This is a genomic window from Amycolatopsis sp. cg13, from assembly GCF_041346965.1.
Lineage (GTDB): Bacteria > Actinomycetota > Actinomycetes > Mycobacteriales > Pseudonocardiaceae > Amycolatopsis.
This window is the reverse complement of record NZ_CP166848.1, coordinates 5,379,411-5,398,794: the sequence shown is the minus strand read 5'-3', so window position 1 is coordinate 5,398,794 and position 19,384 is coordinate 5,379,411. Positions and strand designations below refer to the sequence as shown.

Here is a 19,384-nt window from a genome sequence, read left to right as displayed (position 1 = left end):
AGCGAAAGGACGCACTGACATGGATTCCCAGACCGAGTCCGCGAACCGCGCGGTCGGATGGCGGAAGTTCCGCTTCCCGTTGTTGATCGTGGCAATGGCAGCACTCATGGTGGCCGCCGGAGCATTGAACTCCGCATTGACCGGCCTTGGAGTGTTGGAGTTCGCCATCGGCGTCGGCACCGCGGCGGCGGCGCTGTGGGGTTATCTCCGGCTGAGCCGGTTCGTGGAGCAGCGGCCGGTCGTCGCCGAGCTGTCGCCCGCCAACGCACGCGCGGGGGCGCTGCGCGGAATGGCGATCGGTGCGGCGGCCTTCGTCGCCACCATGCTGCTTGTCCTGATCTCCGGTGGCGTGGACGGGTTTTCCGGCGGTTCGTTCTGGGGCTTTACGGCGACGGCCGGGCTGATGGCGTCCGTCGCGGTCACGGAGGAACTGCTTTTCCGCGGAGTGCTGTTCCGCATCGTCGAACGGTGGCTGGGCACCTGGGGCGCCTTGGCCCTGTCCGCGATCCTCTTCGGTGTCGCGCATCTGGTGAACCCGGGCGCCTCGCTGTGGGGCGCGCTCGCCATCGCGGTCGAGGCAGGCCTCATGCTCGGCGCGGCCTACGTCGCGACCCGCACGCTGTGGTTGCCGATCGGCTTGCATTTCGCGTGGAATCTCGCTGAGGGAGGCGTGTTCGGCACCACGGTGTCCGGTGCGGACGGCGAGAGCGGCAGCCTGCTGCACACTCTGCTGTCCGGTCCGAATGCGGTGACCGGCGGGGCGTTCGGTCCGGAGGCGAGCCTGTTCGCCGTGCTGGTCTGCGCCGTGCCGACGGTTTTCTTCCTTCGCTCGGCCGCGCGCCGGGGCCGGATCGTGCCGCTGCGCGGGCGTCAGTCGCGATCGGACACCAGGCCGGTCCGGTAGGCCAGCACCACCGCCTGCACGCGGTCGCGCAGGTCGAGTTTGGACAGGATTCGCGACACATAGGTCTTCACGGTTTCGATGCTGAGCACCAGTTCCTCCGCGATTTCCGCATTGGACAGTCCTCGTGCGAGGTGGACGAGCACCTCCCGCTCCCGCGGCGTGAGGTGCTCGAGCGGGCCGGGGCCAGCGGCCGCGGCGGGGCGGATCCGGTCGGCGAACTGACCGATCAGGGCGCGGGTCACGGTCGGCGCGAGCAGCGCTTCGCCGCGGGCGACCGTGCGCACCGCGTTGACGAGCTCGGCCGGTCGCGCGTCCTTCAGCAGGAAGCCGCTCGCCCCGGCGCGAAGCGCGGTGAAGACGTACTCGTCGACGTTGAAAGTGGTCACCACGAGCACCTTCGCCGGATTCGTCGATCCGGGGCCGACCAGCCGCCGGGTCACCTCGATGCCGTCGAGGAACGGCATCTGGATGTCCATCACGATGACGTCCGGGCGCAGCCGTTCGGCGGCGGCGAGCGCGGCGGGACCGTCCTCGGCCTCCCCGACCACCTCCAGGTCCGGTTGCGCGCCGAAGATCGTCACGTAACCCGCGCGGATCAGCGCTTGGTCCTCGCACACCAGCACCCGCACGCGCTCGGTCATGGCTCTCTCCTCGCTGGAATCCGGGCGTGCACCCGGAAACGGCCGTCCGGCCCGGCCCCGGCGGTGAGTTCGCCGCCGACCTCCCGGACCCGGTCCCGCAGGCCGTCGAGTCCGCGTCCGCCGGACAGCCCGTCGGCGATTCCCGGCGTGGATCCTTCGGTCGTCACTTCGAGGTCGACCTCCTCCGGCCGATTGCCGATCCGGACCGTCGTCGGTCGTCCGGTGGCGTATTTGACGGCGTTGGTCAACGCCTCCTGCACCACCCGGTAGGCGGTGAGGCCGGCCTCCGCGGACAGTTCCGGCCGCTCGCCTTCTTCGGCGAACTCGATCGGCTGCCCGCCGATCCGGGCCCGTCGGACGAGATCGGACACCGAGCGCAGCGACGGGGAGTCCCGGCCCGGAACCCGCTCGCCGGTCGCTTCGAGCACCCCCAGCAGCGAACGCAGTTCGCGCAGTGCTTCCCGGCCGGACTCGCCGATGCTGCCCAGTGCCTCGGCGACCCGCGCCGGAGACTCGGCGAGGACCTGAGCGGCGCCGGACTGGACGACCATGGCGGTTACGTGATGGCTCACCACGTCGTGGAGTTCCCGGGCGAGCCGGGCGCGTTCGGCCGCCGCGGCGGCGTCGGCTTCGAGCCGCCGTCGCTCGGCTTCCGCGATTCGCCGGCCGCGGACGAGTCCGCCGATGACGGCCGCCGCGGCCAGCGCGGCGTAGAAGACGACCGCGTCGATCGGTCGTTCGGGCGAGCCGCGCAGCCGCAGGACGAGGTAGAACACCGCGTAGGCCGCGGAAGCGCCGAGCGCCAACGGGATCCGGAACCGGCGCTGGTGCGCGCCCGCCGAGTAGAGCGCGAGCACCAGGGCGAGGCCGCCGAAAGTCGCGTCGTAGCCCAGGGATTCGTAGCAGGCGAACGACAGGCCGGTCACCGCCAAGCACACGGCGGGCCAGCGCGTGCGGACGGCGATGGGCACGGTCATGCCCAAGGTGAGCAGCACCGATCCCGCGTCGGGCGCGCGGGACGGCAGGCCGCCGAAAGTGGTGCCGATCAAGGAAAGCGGCGGCGTGAAAGCCAGAACGGTCACCAGCCCCGCGAGCCATCGGTCGGCTGTCGCGGCGTCGCGCACGGCTTTGCTGATCCACTCCGCCGGGCGCGTCGACATGTCCGCAGCCTAGCGCTCGGGCGGAAACCCCTGTCAGGCCTGCGGTTTGCGGGCCACGCCGCCGATCACGCGCGACTCCGACGGCGCCTTCGCGAACACCGTGTCGCCGTCGGGATGCCACGCCGGCGCGTACACCAGGCCCGGTTCGAGCAGCGGCCAGCCGCCGAAGAACCGTTCGAACTCCGCCTTCGTGCGCAGGATGCCCGGGTTGGTGGTCGACTCGTAGTACTTGATGATGTCGACCAGCGCTTGGCGTTCGTTGTCGTCGACCGGGTTTTCGTTGGTCATCTGGGAAAGAATGAGCAACGAGCCCGGCGCGAGCTGCTTGCGGTAGAAGTCGAGGATGCCGTCCGGGTCCTGGTCGTCCTTGATGAAGTGCAGCACCGCGTTGACGATCAGCGCCACCGGCTTCCGGATGTCGATCACGTGCGAATCGGCGACCCGGTCCCACAATTCGGCGGGCTGCAGGAGGTCGGCGGCCATCGCCTGGTGCCGGTCCTCGTCCGCGGTGTCGGCGAGCAGCACCTGCGAATGCGCGAGCGCGACCGGCTCGTTGTCCAGGTACAGCACGGAAGTGTCGTGTTCCGGGCGTTCGTCGTCGGCCACCTCGTGCACGTTGCCCGCGGTGGGAAGGCCGGAGCCGATGTCGACGAACTGCCGGATGCCCTCGCGCACGCTCTGGCGCACCGCGCGGCCGAGGAACTGCCTGCTGGTGCGGCAGTACTCGCCCATCAGCGGCAGCCGTTCGCGCACCTTCTCGGCGAAGATCCGGTCGATCGCGTAGTTGGTGGTGCCGCCGATGAAGTAGTCGTAGACGCGGGCCGCCGACGGCCGGTCCAGACTGGCTTCCACCGCGCGCAGTGCTTCGTCCTGTGTGCTCATCGCCGTCCTCACGCTCGCCCTGGCGCTCATGCTAACCATGGCGCCGCGTTCAGCTCGGCCGGTAGGACTCCCGGTAGGCGTTGACCGAAGCCGTCAGCTGATCCATCGCGGCGCGCATCCGGCCGAGTTCGGCGTTGTTCAGATTCATCGCCGCTCCGACGTGCGGCGGAATCCCTTCCGCCTTGGCGCGCAACGCGGTTCCCTCTTCGGTGAGCCGGATGCGGACCGAGCGCTCGTCGTCGGATTGCCGTTCGCGCTTGATGAGCCCGGCCTTCTCCAGCCGCTTCAGCAGCGGCGACAGCGTGCCGGAGTCGAGGTTCAGCGCGGAGCCGAGTTCCTTGACCTGCTGCTCGTCCTGCTGCCACAGCGCGAGCATCACCAGGTACTGCGGGTAGGTCAGGTCGAGCGGTTCGAGCAGTGCGCGGTAGAGCGCGGTGACTGCCCGGGAGGCCGAGTACAGGCCGAAGCACAGCTGGTCGTCAAGCAGCAGCGAGCCGGTTTCTCCGGTGTCTGGGCTGGTCATCGGTGGCCTCCCTCGGCTTTCTTCTTCCCAGCTCTCCATCCTCTCTCGGCTGGCCGGGATAGGCAACTCAAGTGCTCTATATCTCATTGTGTGTCATCTAGTTGTGCACAACTAAGTTGCGAGGCTATGTTCTGTGGAGTCCGCACGACGCAGCTATCGGAGGAAGTCATGACCGCGAACCCGCAGAACCTCGCTCTCGAACCGGCCGCCCTGGCGTTCGCCGAGGCCACCGACCAGCCGCCGTACCTCTTCCAGCTCCCGCCCGCCGAGGGTCGCAAAGCGGTCGACGGCGTCCAGGACGGCGACGTCGCACTGGCGCCTGCCGACATCGAGACGCTGACCGTCCCGGGTGGACCGAACGGCGACGTCGAGGTCCGGATCGTGAAGCCGCAGGGCGTCACCGGGCCGCTGCCGGTGCTCGTCTACATCCACGGCGCCGGCTGGGTCTTCGGCGATTTCCACACCCACGAGCGGCTGGTCCGCGAACTCGCCGCCGGAACCGGCGCGGCCGTCGTTTTCCCGGAATACAGCCGTTCGCCGGAGGTTCGTTACCCCGTCGCGATCGAAGAGAACTACGCCGCCGTGAAGTGGGTTGTCCAGAACGGTGCGGAGAAGGGGCTCGACACCACGCGAATCGCGATCGCGGGCGACTCCGTCGGCGGAAACATGACCGCGGCGCTGACGCTCATGGCGAAGGAGCGCGGCGACGTGAAGTTCCTTCAGCAGGTGCTGTTCTACCCGGTCACCGACGCTTCCTTCGACACCGAGTCGTACACCAAGTTCGCCGACGGCTACTTCCTCAGCCGCGAAGGAATGAAGTGGTTCTGGGACCAGTACACGACCGATGAAGCGCAGCGCGCCGAGATCACGGCTTCGCCGCTTCGCGCCACTGTGGAGCAGCTCGCCGGACTGCCGCCGGCGCTCGTGATCACCGGCGAGGCGGACGTGCTTCGCGACGAAGGCGAGGCGTACGCCGCGAAGCTGCGTACGGCGGGCGTGCCGGTGACGGCGGTGCGATACCAGGGCGTGATCCACGACTTCGTGATGGTGAACGCGCTTCGTGAAACGCACGCGGCGGAAGCGGCGATCACACAGGCGATCACGGTCTTGCGTGGCGCATTCGGCAACTAATCAGGGACTAACGGGCAATCCTGAGGTTCTGCTGAGTTTGCCGGGGCCATTCTGGGCGTGATCGACGTCACGTGATCACAACGAGGATGGCCCCTCAAACGTATCTAGAGCAGCGGGTCCCGCCTTCCGGGCGCGCGATCGGTCCTGGAGGTTCCCGTGCACCTGAGCGCAATCAGGTTGGATTCGCCCGTGATGCTCGCGGTGATCGGCGTGCTCGCGCTTCTCGCGGTCATCTCGGTCCCGTGGTTTTGGGACAAATGGCGCAAGCGCAAGCAAATCGGCCGCAGTGCCACGGTTCTTGTCGCGCTGTGCCTGGTAGTCGTCACGCTTGGTTTGACCGGCAACATGATCGGCGGATTCTTCCCGACGCTCGGCTCGCTGCTCGGCACCGGCGCGTTCGCCGCGGAGGGCATCGACGTCGAGGGCGGCGACAACGGTGTGGATCTCGCCCGCGCACGGGACCTCGGAGTGGCGCACGCTCGGGTAGGCAAGGGGACCATCGCGCACGTGACGGTGACCGGACGGCGCACCGGCCTCACCCGCGACGTAACGGTTTACCTTCCGCCGCAATACTTCCAGCATCCGTACAAGTCGATGCGGTTCCCGGCGATCACGTGGATCCCGAACTACCCGTCCGGCCCGGAGGTCACCACCGCCCCGATCGGGTACCACTTGCCCGAGCAGCTTGACGCGGCGATCTCGAAGCATCTGCTGCCGCCGGTGATCGTGCTGATCCCGGACCCGACCGGAACGCCGAAAATCGGCCATGACACCGAATGTGTCGACGAGGTCAACGGAAGTCCCAATGACACCTACCTGTCCGCCGACGTCCGGGAGTGGGCGATTCAGCGCCTCGGCGTCAATCCGGACCGGCGGGCGTGGACGATCGCGGGCTGGTCGTCCGGCGGCTATTGCGCGCTGAATCTCGTGACGCGGCATCCGCAGTGGTACGCGCAGGCGGCGAGCGTGAGCGGATACGAAAAGGCCCAAGTGGACGGTGAGACCGAGAATCTCTTCCGCGGCCGCAAGGACATCGAGGACGCGAACAACGTCAAGATCAACGTCCGGCTGCACCCGGCCCCGCTGGAACTTCTCGCGATCTCCGGCGAGAAGGAACAGAACGAAAGCCGCGCGGTCGACCAGATGCGCGCGGCCGCGCAGGCGCCGGTGCAGTTCACGTCATGGCGGATTCCGGACGCGGGGCACAACATGAACACGTTCAAGGCGCAGCTGCCGGACGTCCTGACGTGGATCGGACAGCGGATTCCGGGACCGTCGGCACCAGGCCCGCGGGCGGACGTGACCGGTGGCGTGAAGCCGTGGCCGTTGCCGAGCACGGGCGCACGGGGCGGGCTGACCGCGGTCGAGCAGTGACGTTCAGCGGATCCCGGGAAGGTGCTTGACCACTTCGGTGACCTGAGCTTCGGCGGTTTCGTAGCCGACCGAGCGGGGGTTCTCGGTGAGGACCGTGACGATGTACCGGTCGTCCTTGACGAGACCTGAGGTGTGCAGGATGCGCCTGGGATTGCAGCAGGACCAACCTTGTTTGACAGCCCAGGAAGCGTCGCCGAGCGCGTCCGGGATGCCGAAGTACTGCCGGAATCCGTCGGCCCCGTTCTCGGTGGCTTTGCGGAGCGCTCGAAGAATGGTCTCGCGCTGCTCGGCTGGCGCGCGGTCCATCAGGTAGCGGTAGACGCGCGTGATGTCAGCGGCGGTGATTTCCGTGTCGCCCCAACGTCCCGGGTCGTCCGGCGGGGTGGTTTCGGCGAGGCCCATGTCGCGCACCGCTTCCCGGACAATGCGCGTCTCGCCGCCCGCGACCCACAGCTTGCTGGCGGTGTCGTCGTCGCTGCGGGACAGCATTTCCTGCACGGTGGCCGGATTGGTGCCGCGGTCGAGCGCGTCGAAGGCGATCATGAGCTTCACGAGGGACGCGGACGTGTAGTGCCGATGCGCGTCGAGGGAAACCGGGATCGTGCCTTTGCCGCGGTCGTAGACGACCACGCTGACGTGCCCCTGGGGGACGAGCGCGGGGAGTTCGGTCTTGAGATCGGGACCCTGCTGCGGCGCGGCGCTGCCGGTGCTCGCTTTCGAACCGGGACTAGGCGTGCTGGAGCCGGTTGTCGCGGAGATGACGCCGGACCCGTCCGCCGGCCCGGCAGCGGTGACCACCTGCCGGTACGGCTGGGCCTCGGTGACCAGAAACGCGATGACCGCGCCGAGGAGCAAGCCGGCCAAGAGGAACGTATTCGCCCTGCGCATGCCCCGACTTCCCCGATCACCTGATCAGGGTTCGCCGAATGGGGCCGGTTTGTGGGATGGGTCTCGGTACCGGCCAGTACGCGTGACGGCCGGGCGGGCTGCGGGCAAGCAGTGGTGGTTCAGACCACGGCGAGCCGTTCCACGAGCAGGTCGACCCGCTGCTCGGCGAACTCCCGCGGCTGCCGTCCCGCGCGGGTCAGGGTCGCGATTCCGTGCAGGGACGCCCAGAACAGCTCAGTGAACAGACCCGGGTGGACGCCTTCGCCGGCGACTTCGCCGAGGGTTTCCATCAGTGCGGCAAAGGCGTCCTTCAGCGGTTCCGGAGTGTCTTCCTGCGCGAACGCGATTCCACCGTCGAGCTGGAAAATCGCGTCGTAGACCGCCGGGTGCTGCTCGGCGAAGTCGAGGTACGCGCGGGAGAGGGCCGTGACCCGGGCGCGCGGATCGTCTTCGGCGCTGGCTGCGGCCCGCACCGCTGCGGCCAGTTCAGCGGCCCCGTCGAGCGCGACGGCGCCGATGATCTCGCGCTTGCCGCGGAAATGGCTGTAGAGGACGGGCTGGCTGTACTCGATGCGCTCGGCGAGCCTGCGGGTGGTGACGGCGTCCCAGCCCTGCTGCTCGGCGAGCTCCCGAGCGGTCGCCACGATGAGGCGCTCGCGTTCCGCTTGTTCGCGCTGCTTGCGTTCGTGTACCGACATGAAGGGAGTCTAGCACTGCTAGACAACCGAGCGGCAGTAGTACTAGCATCGCCTCATCGGCTAGCACTGCTAGATTTCAGGAAGGTCATCATGCTCAGCGCACTCGAGGTCTGCACCATCGTGGTCGTCGGCGTGATGGTGGGGGTGGAGTTCTCCGTCGCCTTCGTCATCAACCCGATCCTCAACGGGCTCCCCGACGACAGCAATCAGCTAGGCCGCGCCCACGGGGGCCGGATGCTCGGCGCGATCATGCCGTTCTGGTACATCGGGTCGCTTGTCCTGAGCGCGATCTGGGCGGTTCTTGCTTGGGATCGCCCTGGCACCGGGCTCGTCGTGATTGGCGCCGGGCTGCTGATCGTGAGTGTGGTGATGTCGATTCTGCTGCTCGTCCCGATCAACAACCAGGGCAAGACGTGGACCCCGGAGAACCGGCCCGCGGACTGGAAAGAGCAGATGAACCGCTGGGACCGTTACCACTATGTGCGGGTCGCGGTGATCATCGGTGCGTTCGCTGTGCTGGTCGCCGCGCTGGTCTGAGCGCGGCCGGGTCTGCTGGTCGCTGGGCTGGTCCGAGTGCCGCGAGTCCTGCCGGTCGTTTGGGCTGGCGTGAGTGCGGACGGGTCTGCGGCTCGCTGGGCTGGTGTGGGTGCGGACGGGCCTGCTGCTCGCTGGGCTGGCGTGGGAGCGGCGGGGTTCTGCTGCTCGTTGGGTTGGCCTGGGTGCGGGCGGGGTTTGCCGATCGTCGGACTGGTGTGGGTGCGGCCGGTTCTGCCAGTCGACGCGCTGGTCTGGGTGTGGCGCGGGTTCGCTTGGCTGGGTTTAGTGCCGCGCAAATCCTGCCGATGGTGGGGCGCGTCTGGATGCGTGGGTTCTGCTGGTCGCTGGGCTGGTGTGGGTGCGGCCGGGTTTTGCCGGTCGCCGCATTGGTCCGGGTGCGGCGCAGGTTCGTGGGGGCTGGTGTGAGTTCCGCGCGAGCCCTGCCGGTCGCCGGGCTGGTCCGAGCCGCCCGGTCCTGCCGAACGCTCCCGTTCCCGGGGCCGGAAGAGCCACCGCGCCAATTCCTCGGCTTCTTCGCCGCCGAGGCCGCGAGCCGGTCCGTCCGGTACCTCACTCGGGCCTCAGGTCGGCCCAGCAGCCCCATTAGCCCCGGCAGCCCAGTCCGTGTCGCCGATTTTGCCCGGTGGGCGCGTCGGGACGGGCGGATTCGGGTTTCGGGCCGGGTGTGGCGGGGGATCCCTTCAGGGTTGACCCACCGTCACCTTCGGTATGGGAAGGACTGGAGTCATGGTTCGTGCGCATCGAGCCCGCGTCCGGGTGGAAGGGGTGCAGCCCGCTCAGGTGCTGGCCATTCTGCTCGGGGTCCTGTTTCTCGCCTACGGCATCATCGGGCTCGTGAAGTCCGGGTTCGGGGATTTCACCGGACACGGTGTCACTTTGTGGCGGTTTTCCGCCAATCCGCTGAACAACGTCGTCCACGTGGTGACCGGCGTGATCGGCTTGCTGCTGGCCTTGGGTTCCGGCCGCGCCCGGACGTTCGGCTGGCTGCTCTTCATCGGCTACGGCGCGCTGTTCGTCTGGGGCCTGATGCTCGCCGGGACGATCACGGTCAACCCGGTATCCGGCCTTGGCAACCCGCTCAACCTCGCCGACGCGGACAACTGGCTGCATCTCGGCATCGCGGTTCTCGGTCTGCTGACCGCGGTACTCCCGGCGCGCCACGGAGTTCTGCTTCCCGAGGACGAGGAACCCGCCGAGGTCGACACGGCTGCTCAGCCGCGCCGCCCCGAGGCCGGCGGGCACGGATTGGCCCACTAGTTCGTCCACAGTGGAATAATTGCGCAGCGGGATCGCTTGCCGGAACGGGATTTCCTCCGGCAGCGGTCCCGTTCGTGCTTACTCGGCGGAATCTTCGAGCGCGCGGTCCACCATCCGTCCCGCCGCGCCGACGTACTGCGCCGGGTCTCCGAGATCAGCCAGCGTCTCAGCGTCGATGGCGGCGGTAATCTCCGGCGTGTCCGCCAGGATCTCTGCCAGTGGGCGGTCTTCCTCGATCGCCCGGCGGGAAGCGGTGCCCAACAAGTCCTTCGCGCGTGCCTTGCCCACGATCGGTGCCAGCGCCGCCGACAGTCGTTCCGAGACAATCAACCCGTTGGTCAGTTCGAGATTATGCTGCATTCGGTCCGCGTGAATGTCCAAGCCTCGTACCAAATCCACGGCCGTATGCGTGGTGCCGCCGGTCAGTCGCAGGCATTCGCGCAGCAATTGCCACTCGGCTTGCCAGACGCCAGCCGAGCGTTCGTCCTCTGCCAACCCGGATTGCGTGACTCCCGCCGCCAGCACCGGCACCTGCAGCGCTGCCGAGCGCACCAGCGCCGACTGCACCGGATTTTGCTTGTGCGGCATCGCCGAAGATCCACCGCCGGTCGCCTCGGTCGCTTCGCCGATTTCGGTGCGGGCCAGCACCTGGACGTCGACAGCGATCTTGCCCAACGCCGTCGTCACGCCAGCCAACGCGGAAGCCAGTTCGGCCACCGGGGTGCGATCCGCGTGCCACGGCAGAATCGGTGCGCTCAAACCGGTTTCCTCTGCGAAGGCAGTGACTAGCCGCTCCGCGTAGTCATCGGTGCCGTCGCCGTACTGGACGTAGGCCGCCAACGTTCCCGCCGCGCCGCCGAGTGACACCGGCAGCCGCAGCGCAGCGATCCGGCGCGCGGACTCTCGAACTCCCTGCCGCCAGATCGCTGCCTTCAGACCGAAAGTCGTCGGGACGGCGTGCGCGGTGAGGGTACGTCCGGGCATGACGGTGTCGCGATGGGCGCGCGCCAAGGTGGCGAGGGCGTCCGCGATCGCCGTGAGGTCCGCGCTGATCAGCCGCAGAGCGTCGCGCGCGACGAGCATCATCGCCGTGTCGACGATGTCCTGGCTGGTGGAGCCGCGGTGCACGTAATCGGCGACGTCCGGGACCTTGGCGGACAGCGTGCGCACCAAACTGACCACCGGGTTCCCGGTCGCACGCGCGTCGCGGGCCAGCTGGACGACGTCGAGTTCGCCCTCGCCCAACAGCCGCGCGGCAGTGCTGATCCGCTCAGCTGCCTCGGACGGCACCGTGCCAAGCCGCGCCTGCGCTCGCGCGAGTGCGGCCTCCGCATCCAGCAGGGCAGCCGCGAACGCACGGTCACCAGTCACCGCTTCGGCCGGGGTTCCGGCGCGCACCGGGGAGAGCAGGCCGGAGTCAGGATCGGCGGTCATGCCGTCCAGCATCGCACGCCGGGCCGCTTGGGGCGGGAAGGTCGCTGGTCACCTCGGGCACGAGGGGTGGCGATCGGGCTGGGCACAAGCTTCCCGCCCAGCTCTGGAGACGCTGTCGCTGGCTGGCTGCTGCGCCGTTGGCGGCTGTTGGCATCGAGGACGGCAGCACACGGACGGCAGCGCACGGCCTGGCTGGGCACGGCCTGGCTGGGCACGGACGGCAGCGCACGGACGGCAGCACGCGGACGGGCTGAGCGCGGACGGCTGGGTGTGGACGGCCGCGCGCGGACGACTGGGTGCCGACAGCGCGATACAGGCGAAGCGATCGGCGAGAACGCAGCGCCGACGGTTGTCGATCACTTGAGCGCAAACCTTGGCGCATCACCTCCTAACAGGACCCGAAACAACCACCACCTCACCGGCCAGTAGCCCCGTCCGCCACCTCCCTGAGCAGGTCCGCGTGTCCGTTGTGCCGGGCGTACTCCGCGACCATCGACATCAGCATCCACCGCAGCGAGAACGGCTCGCCCGTCGTCTTCCCGACCCCCTGCGCGTCCAAAGAAGACGCCGCGGCCACGATCTCCCGGCTCCGGTCGCACTCCGCGCGCCACAACGCCAGTGCCTCGCCGAAATCGCCGTCCAGTCGGTCGAAGTCCTGGTCCGGATCGTCGTCCGAATAGTGCAGCAGCGGGACGTCCTCGCCCGCGAACTGGATGCGGAACCACCATCGTTCGACGCCCGCCAGGTGCCGGACCAGGCCGTGCAGCGACATTGTGGACGGTGGCACCACCCGCGCCGACACGGCTTCCTGGCTCAGCCCGGAGCACTTCAGCGCGAGGGTTTCCCGGTGCCACTCCAGGTAAGCGAGCAGGGTTTCGCGTTCGTCGGCGACTCGGGGGATCGGCGGGCGGTCGCTCTCGGCGACTTTGGCTAGATGCTGCGGGATCTGTGTCATGAGACGAGCGTCTCACCCGCCACCGACAATTTTCGGCACAGCGCCGCGCGCCGGGTGCACGGGACACCGGCCGCGTACCGCAGTGGGCTAGGCCACATGGCGGGCCCGGGTAGCTGCAGAATCCAGTTCTGTCGATGCGGAATTCAGGTGAATTCCGGTGTTGATCAGCACACTCAGACACGGTTTCCGCACGGTGTTGTCGCTCCGTCAGAGGTATCGTGATCGGCATTCCGGGGATTAATCTTCTCGGCGGCCCGGGAGCGCCCGCTCCGCCGAACAGCGGATGCTTCGCGGGGCCGAACGCACGAATGAAACGGTGAATACAGCGCCATGGTCGGAGCGAGTGTGCCGATGGTCGAGTTGTCGATGTACACCCACGCCGGCGGTCAACTCGACCGGCTGTGCCAGGCAGTGGGATTCGATCCCGAAGAACGCCGTCACCTGGATCTTCTCCGGTTGTTGCTCGGCGAGTCCGGTGAATTGACTGTCGACGCTCCGGCGCAGTTCCCGTGCAATGTGGCGGACGACACCACGCCCGTTGAATTCTCGGTCGCATTCGACGCCAATGGCGAATGTGTGGTAAGGGTTCTCGGCGAGACCGTCGGGGCTCCCGACCCGCGCGAGTTCCTCACTCAGGTGGCCGGCGAGTACGGCCTGGTCACCGACCGGCTCGACGCGGTGGCCGACCTCTTCCTCCCGCACGACGAGCGCCGCGGGCCGTTCACGCTGTGGTACTCGCTGATCTTCCGCAACGGCTCCGCGCCGAAAATCAAGGTGTACCTGAACCCGCAGATCAGCGGCCCGACCATGGCGGATTCGCTGGTCAGCGAGGGGTTCCGGCGGCTGAACCTCGGCGAGGCGTTCGACCCGGTCGTCGAGCACGCGCTGCGCCGCGGCGAGAGCGACAACTTCACCTTCTTCGCGCTCGACCTCGACGACGACCCGCTCTCCCGGGTCAAGGTGTACGTCTCGCACGACGCCGCCGAGGCCGAGGACGCGGTGCGCGCGGCGGAGCTGGTGCCCGGCGCGGACCCGATGCTGATCCGGGAATTCCTCGCCGTGCTCGGCGGCGGAAAAGGCCCCTTCGAAGGCCGTCCGCTGGTTTCCAGCTATTCCTTTGTCGAGGGCATGGGCGGTACACCGGGAAACTACAGTCTTTACCTTCCTATTCGCAGCTACGTGCCGGACGACGAGATCGCCCGCGCCCGGGTGCACGCCATTCTCGCGCAATACGACTTCGACCCGACACAACTGGACAAAGCGCTGGCAGCGGTTTCGGAACGGCCACTGCGCGACGGCGTCGGACTGATCGCGCACGTGTCGCTGCGAATGGGCGAGTTCGGTTCCGGAATCACGGTCTACCTGTCGTCGGAAGCCTACGCGGTAGCGCCGCCCAGAAAGCGCCCGGTGCTCGGCCGGATTACCTGACACAGCAGTTTTCGGCCGTCACCCACAACTGGAGGAAATACCCTGATGCGGACCTTCCCGCCGTACCGCGCCCAAGTAGTCGCCGAAATCCCGGTCACCACCCGTGCCGAACGGGAACAGGCGCTCGCCGCGGCGGGCTACAACGCCTTCAACCTGCCCGCGAACAAGGTCAGCATCGACCTGCTCACCGACTCCGGCACCGGCGCGGTCTCGACCGCGCAGGAGGCTGCCGCTGCCGCCGCGGACCGTTCGTACGCCGGGTCGGATTCGTTCTACCGCTTCCGCGAAGCGCTGAGCGACCTCACCGGATACCCGCACCTCCTGCCGGTGCACCAAGGCCGCGCGGCCGAGCGCGTGCTGTTCTCCAGCGTGCTGTGCAGCGGCCGGATCTCGGTCAGCAACACGCATTTCGACACCACGCGCGCGAACGTCGAACTGCTCGGCGCCGAGGCGATCGACCTGCCCTGCGCGGAGTTCGGCGATCTCGACAGCCTCGAACCGTTCAAGGGCAACATCGACCTCGACGCACTCGAACGCCTGCTCAACGGCCCGGACGGCAACCGCGTCGGCCAGGTGCTGCTCACCATCACCAACAACGGCGGCGGCGGACAGCCGGTCTCGATGGCCAACCTGGCCGCGGCGGCGAAGCTCGCGCGGGCACACGGCGTCCCGGTTTTCCTTGACGCCGCACGGTTCGCGGAGAACGCGTGGCTGGTCATCCAGCGCGAGGCGGGCTACGCGGACAAGACGCCGCGCGAGGTCGCGCGAGAGGCGTTCAGCCTGGTCGACGGCTGTGTCGCGAGCCTGAAGAAGGACGGCATCTCGCCGATGGGCGCGTTCATCGGCCTGACCGACCCGGAACTCGCGCAGCGCTGCGAAACCAACCTGATCGCCACCGAGGGCTTCCGCACGTACGGCGGGCTCGCGGCGCACGACCTGGACCGCGTCGCCAAGGGCCTGCAGGAAGTCGTTGACCCGCACTATCTCGCCGCGCGTGCGGGCGAGGCGGCCCGGCTCGCGAGGCAGGCCAACGAGGCCGGGGTGGACATCGTGCAGCCCCCGGGCATCCACGCGCTCTACCTCAACGCCGGCCGCCTGCTGCCGCATCTGTCCGCGTCCCGGTTCCCGGGCCACTCGCTGGCCTGCGAGCTGTACCTGGCGGGCGGAATCCGTTGTGTGGAACTGGGTTCGCTCTACCTCGGCACGCTCGACGAGCAGAACGAGCTGATCGCTCCGGCCCCGTTCGAGCTGGTCCGGATGGCGCTGCCGCGGCGCGTGTACAGCCAGGGCCACTACGACTACGTGGCCGAGATCCTCGGCGACATCGCGAAAAACCCGGAGCAGGTGCCGGGGTACCGGATCGTGGAAGCGCCGAAGATCCTGCGGCACTTCAATCTCCGGATGGCCCCGGTCCACTGAGAGTCCATTAAGGACCGCACGAAGCGAACGAGGGGGCTCCCCGCGCCGGGAACCCCCTCGCTGGTCTGAAAGCCCGGCTCAGGCGGGCTGCGGAACCACCGTCATCGCGTGCTTCACCAGCCGGATCAGCGCGATCTTGCTGGAATCCCGTTGCCGCGCGTCGCACATGACGATCGGCACGCCGTCGGGCACCACGAGCGCCTCGCGGATCTCGTCGGGGGTGTAGCGCGGCGCGTTGTCGAAGCAGTTCACCGCCACGACGAACGGGATCTTCCGCCGCTCGAAGAAATCGACCGCCGCGAAGCTGGTCTCGAGCCGGCGCGTGTCGACCAGCACGACGGTGCCGATCGCGCCGCGCGCCAGGTCGTCCCACATGAACCAGAACCGTTCCTGGCCCGGGGTGCCGAACAGGTAGAGCACGTGCCGCGGCGAGATGGTGATCCGGCCGAAGTCGAGCGCGACCGTGGTGGTCTTCTTCTGCTCGACGCCGGACAGGTCGTCGACGCCGGTGCTCGCCTCGGTGAGCACCTCCTCGGTGGACAGCGGCGGGATTTCGCTGACCGAGGCGACCATGGTCGTCTTCCCGGCGCCGAACCCGCCGGCGACGATGATCTTGACCGGGGTCGGCACCGACGCCGCGGCGTCTTCAGAGCTTGATGAGGCCATCGAGAACCGCCTGGAGAGTTTCGTGGTCCGGCGCCTGGGCCGGCTGACGGGACGGGGCGCGGGTGATGACGAGACCGCGGTCGATCAGGTCCCCGCACAGCACGCGCACGACGCCGAGCGGCAGCTTCACGTACACCGCGATCTCGGCCACCGACAAGGGTCTGCGGCACAGCTGCGTGATCGCCAGGTGTTCCGGGCCGAGCCCGACCGGGTCCGATCCCTGCTGCAGGGTCATCACCTGGGTGGAGAGGTCGAGCTGATGTTCGGACGGGGTCCGTCCGCTGGTGATCGTGTACGGCCGGACCAGCGGCCCGGCGGCCTCGTCGTACCAGCCGTCGTCGCTCATGTCGCCTCCCGCAGCAGGTTCGCGGCCTCGCGCGGCGCCGAGGCCAGATAGTCGCCGACGCGCTTGACCAGCCGGTTCATCTCGTAGGCGATCATTTCGACGTCGATGTCCGCACCGGCGAGCACGGCGAGGCACGCGCCCTGCCCGGCGGCCGAGACGAAGAGGTACCCGCGTTCCATCTCGATCATGTTCTGCAGCACCGGACCGCGGTGGAACTGCCTGCTCACCCCTTTGGCGAGGCTCTGCAGGCTCGACGCGATGGCCGAGAGCTGGTCCGAGTCGTCCTTGCTCATCCCGGACGACTTGCCGAGCAGCAGGCCGTCGGCGGACAGCACGATGGCGTTCTGCGCGCCGACGACGCGGTTGACGACGTCGTCGAGCAGCCAATTGAGATCAGGGGTGGAGTTCCCGTACTCGTTCATGCGGACAGACCCTGACTTTCGGTGTCGTGAGGTGTTCGGTCGTTATGAGTCATTTTGCCCGCCTCGCGCCCGGCGGGTGCCCTTGTGGAACGCCATCAGCGTCCGCGCGGTGGTCTCGCCGGCGTTGGTGACGTCCGCTTCGGCGGCCGCGTCCGGGTCGTCGTGCAGCTGGGCGACGAGGTTCTGCTGCGGCTGCCTGCGCGGGAGCCGGGGCCGGTCGTCGCCCTGCAGACCGCTGAGGTCCGGCTCGGCGGACGCGCGCGGCGCGGCCGGGACGTCCGGGATCTGGCCCGCGGACGGCGGATACGGCTCCGGATTCCGCGGGGCCGGCGTGGGCAGCGGGCGAGCCGGGTACGGGCGCGGCGACGGCGCCGGGGTCGGCTGCGGAGACTCCGGGGCCGCCCGGTGAGCGCCTTCCGGTGCTGGCGCGCCGACCTGAGCGAGCGCCGGGACCTCCTCCGCGGGTTCGGGCGCGTTCGCGTCGGCCAGGTGGTTCGACGGGATCAGCACGGTCGCCCGCGTGCCGCCGTAGCGCGACGGGTCGAAGGTGACCGTGATGCCGAGCCGGGAGGCCAGCCGCGCGACCACGAACAGGCCGAGGCTGGAGTCCGCGCGCAGGGCCATCGCGTCGAATTCAGGCGCGTCGGCCATCATCGCGTTGGCCCACTCGCGCACGCCTTCCTTCATGCCCAGCCCCTGGTCGGACACGTCGACCACGACGCCGCGCGCGACCATCCGGCTCGTCACCTCGACCTGCGAACCGGGCGGGGAGAACGACGTCGCGTTGTCGACCAGCTCGGCGACGAGGTGAATGGTGTCCGCGACCGCGGTGCCGACGATCGCGACGTCCGGCACCTGCTCGACCTGCACCCGGGAGTACTGCTCGGTTTCCGAGACGGCCGCGCGCAGGACCTCCATCAGCGAAACCGGTTTGCGCCAGCGCCGTCCCGGCTGCTTGCCGCCGAGGATGATCAGGTTTTCCGTGGTCCGCCGGGCGCGGGCGGCGAGGTGGTCGAGCTGGAACAACGACGCCAGCTGAGTCGAGTTCTCTTCGCGGCTTTCCATTTCGTCCAAGATCTGCAGCTGCCGGTGCACGAGGACCTGGTTGCGGTGCGCGATGCCGAGGAACACGTTGTGCACACCGCTGCGCGCCTTCGCCTCGCTCGCCGCCGCGTTGACCGCGGTGAGCTGTGCGGTGTTGAACGCTTCGGCCACCTGGCCGATCTCGTCCCGGCCGTGGTCCAGCTTCGGCAGCTCCGCCTCGATGTCCACCGGGTCGCCGCTCTTGAGCCTGCCGACGATGTTCGGCAGCCGGTTGCGCGCGAGGTCGAGCGAGTCGTTGCGCAGCCGCTCCAGGCGCGTCATCAGGGTCCGGTCGACGAGCGAACGCGACACCCGCACCGCGACGATGATCGCGGCCAGCGAGGCGAGCAGGGCCACGATGCTGCCGATGATGGCGTTGCGCAGCTGCGCGTTTCCGGAGTCGATCGCGGCGGCGGAAACCTGGTCGGCCTGCTCGATGGTGAGCTGGTTCAGACCTTGCGCGACCTGCGCGGTCAGCGCGTGCCAATCGCCCGCCGAGACCGGCACGGTGTTCTGGTCGCCGCTGTTCCACGGACCGTGCTTGATCAGCGAATCCTCGGCCGCGTTGAGCCGTTTCCACGCGTCGCTCGTCGAAAGCTGCTGGTAATGCTGGCGCACCGCCGGTTCGAGGAACGGCGAGATCTGCGCCAGCTGCGTGCGGTAGTAGCCGACCAGCTGGGAGAACTGGACGAAGTCGTCCGGCGCGAAGGTGCCGCCGGAGAACGCCGCCGACACCAGCGACGTCTCGCGCGACATCAGGTCGCCCGCCCGGAAAAGCGAGGTCGCCGAGATCGCGCCCTGCACCGCGGTCGCGTCGGGGACGATGCGCGCCTGCGTGTCGAACAGCGTCGCCGCCGAGTCGAGGACGCCGTTGTAATAGGCGTTGACCTGAGAGCGGTTGATGCTGCGGAAGTTGACCTGCGAGCGCAGCACCGGCAGCTGGTCGAGCTGCGCCTTCAGCGCGGTGACCTTGCCGGCGATCTCGTCCGGCGCGCTGGAAATGGTGGCGGCGAAGGCTTCCTGCAGGCCCTTCAGCTTGCCGTCGCTGTCCTGCTCCTGTTGCTGCAGCTGCTGCGGGCCGGAGCTGGGGCTGTCGAGGTACTGCAGGGCGAACTGACGTTCTTGCTGCAGCGACGACAGCGCGGTGAGCGCGGGGATCGAAACGTCACGCACCGAGCCCGCGACGAGCCGCACGTACAAGCCGTTGATGAAGAAGGCCGTCGCCAGCACCGCCCACAGCACGAGCAGGGTGATGCTCGGGATCAGGACCGTCCGGGTCAGCCTCTTCCGGATCGACTTGTCGTACGCCTTGCCGGGATCGTCCTTGGTCTCCACGATGATTCACGAACTCCTGGGTCACCCTCGGCGAGAGTGCGGACACGGCCGGGGAAGCGGACACGCCAGTGGGTGCGAGTGGTCCTCGTCACGGAAATCTCGGATACACCCTTCGTAGGCCCACCGAACGGAACAGCCCCGGTTTCTATCACGAACGGGGGCCTCGTGGTTCCGCTGAACGAGCAGCCGAACGCCGTCTTGACGGCGATTACCGACGGTAGTGCCGAGTTCCCCCGGCGTTTTCCGAGGCCCTAGCCCCGGCTGCGGGTTTCGGACCAAC

The 19,384-nt window shown here is 68.5% G+C and carries 19 protein-coding genes; 7 read left to right on the top strand and 12 right to left on the bottom strand.

Features of this window, described 5'->3' with window-relative positions; all coding sequences use genetic code 11:
• Nucleotides 1-19 precede the first annotated feature (19 nt).
• Nucleotides 20-904 carry a lysostaphin resistance A-like protein gene (locus tag AB5I40_RS24940; protein ID WP_370932469.1) on the top strand — a complete coding sequence of 295 codons (885 nt, stop codon included), beginning with the start codon at nucleotides 20-22 and terminating at the stop codon, nucleotides 902-904.
• Here the strand turns inward: AB5I40_RS24940 and AB5I40_RS24935 are convergent.
• The 4 genes from AB5I40_RS24935 to AB5I40_RS24920 are packed head-to-tail and all read right to left on the bottom strand — an operon-like array spanning nucleotide 871 to nucleotide 4,110.
• On the bottom strand, nucleotides 871-1,545 hold the full coding sequence (locus tag AB5I40_RS24935; protein WP_370932468.1) for a response regulator: 675 nt from the start codon (nucleotides 1,543-1,545) through the stop codon (nucleotides 871-873). The genes AB5I40_RS24940 and AB5I40_RS24935 overlap by 34 nt on opposite strands.
• Nucleotides 1,542-2,705, bottom strand: a complete 1,164-nt coding sequence (locus AB5I40_RS24930; RefSeq protein WP_370932467.1) for a sensor histidine kinase — start codon at nucleotides 2,703-2,705, stop codon at nucleotides 1,542-1,544. The genes AB5I40_RS24935 and AB5I40_RS24930 overlap by 4 nt, the downstream gene beginning before the upstream one ends.
• Nucleotides 2,706-2,738: 33 nt before the next feature.
• On the bottom strand, nucleotides 2,739-3,587 hold the full coding sequence (locus AB5I40_RS24925; protein WP_370932466.1) for an SAM-dependent methyltransferase: 849 nt from the start codon (nucleotides 3,585-3,587) through the stop codon (nucleotides 2,739-2,741).
• 49 nt (nucleotides 3,588-3,636) lie between these two features.
• On the bottom strand, nucleotides 3,637-4,110 hold the full coding sequence (locus tag AB5I40_RS24920; RefSeq protein WP_370932465.1) for a MarR family winged helix-turn-helix transcriptional regulator: 474 nt from the start codon (nucleotides 4,108-4,110) through the stop codon (nucleotides 3,637-3,639).
• Nucleotides 4,111-4,278: 168 nt separating this feature from the next.
• On the opposite strand from AB5I40_RS24920, the gene AB5I40_RS24915 reads away from it, so the two are divergent.
• Entirely contained in the window at nucleotides 4,279-5,241 is a 963-nt protein-coding gene (locus tag AB5I40_RS24915) for an alpha/beta hydrolase (protein ID WP_370932464.1), read from the top strand.
• Between the two features lie 192 nt (nucleotides 5,242-5,433).
• Nucleotides 5,434-6,615 carry an alpha/beta hydrolase gene (locus AB5I40_RS24910; protein WP_370940599.1) on the top strand — a complete coding sequence of 394 codons (1,182 nt, stop codon included), beginning with the start codon at nucleotides 5,434-5,436 and terminating at the stop codon, nucleotides 6,613-6,615.
• A gap of 3 nt (nucleotides 6,616-6,618) precedes the next feature.
• Here AB5I40_RS24910 and AB5I40_RS24905 read toward each other — a convergent pair whose 3' ends face one another.
• Both AB5I40_RS24905 and AB5I40_RS24900 read right to left on the bottom strand, forming a co-directional pair.
• Complete coding sequence (locus AB5I40_RS24905) at nucleotides 6,619-7,503, bottom strand: hypothetical protein (protein ID WP_370932463.1); 885 nt, start codon at nucleotides 7,501-7,503, stop codon at nucleotides 6,619-6,621.
• A 119-nt stretch (nucleotides 7,504-7,622) separates the two neighbouring features.
• Entirely contained in the window at nucleotides 7,623-8,201 is a 579-nt protein-coding gene (locus tag AB5I40_RS24900; RefSeq protein WP_116199527.1) for a TetR/AcrR family transcriptional regulator, read from the bottom strand.
• A gap of 90 nt (nucleotides 8,202-8,291) precedes the next feature.
• On the opposite strand from AB5I40_RS24900, the gene AB5I40_RS24895 reads away from it, so the two are divergent.
• Together AB5I40_RS24895 and AB5I40_RS24890 are read left to right on the top strand one after the other, a co-directional pair.
• A complete protein-coding gene (locus tag AB5I40_RS24895; RefSeq protein WP_370932462.1) occupies nucleotides 8,292-8,738 on the top strand; it encodes an anthrone oxygenase family protein in 447 nt (148 codons plus the stop codon).
• A gap of 747 nt (nucleotides 8,739-9,485) precedes the next feature.
• The gene (locus tag AB5I40_RS24890) at nucleotides 9,486-10,016 is read left to right on the top strand and encodes a DUF4383 domain-containing protein (protein WP_370932461.1); all 531 of its coding nucleotides are present in this window, start codon (nucleotides 9,486-9,488) and stop codon (nucleotides 10,014-10,016) included.
• Between the two features lie 78 nt (nucleotides 10,017-10,094).
• On the opposite strand, the gene pcaB is transcribed toward AB5I40_RS24890, so the two are convergent.
• Complete coding sequence (gene pcaB / locus AB5I40_RS24885) at nucleotides 10,095-11,450, bottom strand: 3-carboxy-cis,cis-muconate cycloisomerase (RefSeq protein ID WP_370932460.1); 1,356 nt, start codon at nucleotides 11,448-11,450, stop codon at nucleotides 10,095-10,097.
• Nucleotides 11,451-11,865: 415 nt separating this feature from the next.
• The gene (locus AB5I40_RS24880; protein WP_370932459.1) at nucleotides 11,866-12,405 is read right to left on the bottom strand and encodes a DinB family protein; all 540 of its coding nucleotides are present in this window, start codon (nucleotides 12,403-12,405) and stop codon (nucleotides 11,866-11,868) included.
• A gap of 330 nt (nucleotides 12,406-12,735) precedes the next feature.
• Between AB5I40_RS24880 and AB5I40_RS24875 the strand changes: the two genes are divergently transcribed.
• Complete coding sequence (locus AB5I40_RS24875; RefSeq protein ID WP_370932458.1) at nucleotides 12,736-13,833, top strand: tryptophan dimethylallyltransferase family protein; 1,098 nt, start codon at nucleotides 12,736-12,738, stop codon at nucleotides 13,831-13,833.
• A 45-nt stretch (nucleotides 13,834-13,878) separates the two neighbouring features.
• Nucleotides 13,879-15,252 (top strand): tryptophanase, encoded by a 1,374-nt coding sequence (locus AB5I40_RS24870; protein ID WP_370932457.1) that lies wholly within the window; start codon nucleotides 13,879-13,881, stop codon nucleotides 15,250-15,252.
• Nucleotides 15,253-15,330: 78 nt separating this feature from the next.
• On the opposite strand, the gene AB5I40_RS24865 is transcribed toward AB5I40_RS24870, so the two are convergent.
• The 4 genes from AB5I40_RS24865 to AB5I40_RS24850 are packed head-to-tail and all read right to left on the bottom strand — an operon-like array spanning nucleotide 15,331 to nucleotide 19,104.
• Nucleotides 15,331-15,918, bottom strand: a complete 588-nt coding sequence (locus AB5I40_RS24865) for an ATP/GTP-binding protein (protein WP_067583957.1) — start codon at nucleotides 15,916-15,918, stop codon at nucleotides 15,331-15,333.
• Nucleotides 15,899-16,264, bottom strand: a complete 366-nt coding sequence (locus AB5I40_RS24860; RefSeq protein WP_009071595.1) for a DUF742 domain-containing protein — start codon at nucleotides 16,262-16,264, stop codon at nucleotides 15,899-15,901. The genes AB5I40_RS24865 and AB5I40_RS24860 overlap by 20 nt, the downstream gene beginning before the upstream one ends.
• On the bottom strand, nucleotides 16,261-16,686 hold the full coding sequence (locus AB5I40_RS24855) for a roadblock/LC7 domain-containing protein (RefSeq protein ID WP_116199532.1): 426 nt from the start codon (nucleotides 16,684-16,686) through the stop codon (nucleotides 16,261-16,263). The genes AB5I40_RS24860 and AB5I40_RS24855 overlap by 4 nt, the downstream gene beginning before the upstream one ends.
• Nucleotides 16,687-16,728: 42 nt before the next feature.
• The gene (locus tag AB5I40_RS24850) at nucleotides 16,729-19,104 is read right to left on the bottom strand and encodes a nitrate- and nitrite sensing domain-containing protein (protein ID WP_370932456.1); all 2,376 of its coding nucleotides are present in this window, start codon (nucleotides 19,102-19,104) and stop codon (nucleotides 16,729-16,731) included.
• Nucleotides 19,105-19,384: the final 280 nt, after the last annotated feature.

Coding starts and splice junctions, on each gene's coding strand:
- AB5I40_RS24940 (WP_370932469.1), top strand. CDS start 20: ATGGATTCCCAGACCGAGTCCGCGAACCGCGCGGTCGGATGGCGGAAG.
- AB5I40_RS24935 (WP_370932468.1), bottom strand. CDS start 1,545: ATGACCGAGCGCGTGCGGGTGCTGGTGTGCGAGGACCAAGCGCTGATC.
- AB5I40_RS24930 (WP_370932467.1), bottom strand. CDS start 2,705: ATGTCGACGCGCCCGGCGGAGTGGATCAGCAAAGCCGTGCGCGACGCC.
- AB5I40_RS24925 (WP_370932466.1), bottom strand. CDS start 3,587: ATGAGCACACAGGACGAAGCACTGCGCGCGGTGGAAGCCAGTCTGGAC.
- AB5I40_RS24920 (WP_370932465.1), bottom strand. CDS start 4,110: ATGACCAGCCCAGACACCGGAGAAACCGGCTCGCTGCTGCTTGACGAC.
- AB5I40_RS24915 (WP_370932464.1), top strand. CDS start 4,279: ATGACCGCGAACCCGCAGAACCTCGCTCTCGAACCGGCCGCCCTGGCG.
- AB5I40_RS24910 (WP_370940599.1), top strand. CDS start 5,434: ATGCTCGCGGTGATCGGCGTGCTCGCGCTTCTCGCGGTCATCTCGGTC.
- AB5I40_RS24905 (WP_370932463.1), bottom strand. CDS start 7,503: ATGCGCAGGGCGAATACGTTCCTCTTGGCCGGCTTGCTCCTCGGCGCG.
- AB5I40_RS24900 (WP_116199527.1), bottom strand. CDS start 8,201: ATGTCGGTACACGAACGCAAGCAGCGCGAACAAGCGGAACGCGAGCGC.
- AB5I40_RS24895 (WP_370932462.1), top strand. CDS start 8,292: ATGCTCAGCGCACTCGAGGTCTGCACCATCGTGGTCGTCGGCGTGATG.
- AB5I40_RS24890 (WP_370932461.1), top strand. CDS start 9,486: ATGGTTCGTGCGCATCGAGCCCGCGTCCGGGTGGAAGGGGTGCAGCCC.
- pcaB (WP_370932460.1), bottom strand. CDS start 11,450: ATGACCGCCGATCCTGACTCCGGCCTGCTCTCCCCGGTGCGCGCCGGA.
- AB5I40_RS24880 (WP_370932459.1), bottom strand. CDS start 12,405: ATGACACAGATCCCGCAGCATCTAGCCAAAGTCGCCGAGAGCGACCGC.
- AB5I40_RS24875 (WP_370932458.1), top strand. CDS start 12,736: ATGGTCGGAGCGAGTGTGCCGATGGTCGAGTTGTCGATGTACACCCAC.
- AB5I40_RS24870 (WP_370932457.1), top strand. CDS start 13,879: ATGCGGACCTTCCCGCCGTACCGCGCCCAAGTAGTCGCCGAAATCCCG.
- AB5I40_RS24865 (WP_067583957.1), bottom strand. CDS start 15,918: ATGGCCTCATCAAGCTCTGAAGACGCCGCGGCGTCGGTGCCGACCCCG.
- AB5I40_RS24860 (WP_009071595.1), bottom strand. CDS start 16,264: ATGAGCGACGACGGCTGGTACGACGAGGCCGCCGGGCCGCTGGTCCGG.
- AB5I40_RS24855 (WP_116199532.1), bottom strand. CDS start 16,686: ATGAACGAGTACGGGAACTCCACCCCTGATCTCAATTGGCTGCTCGAC.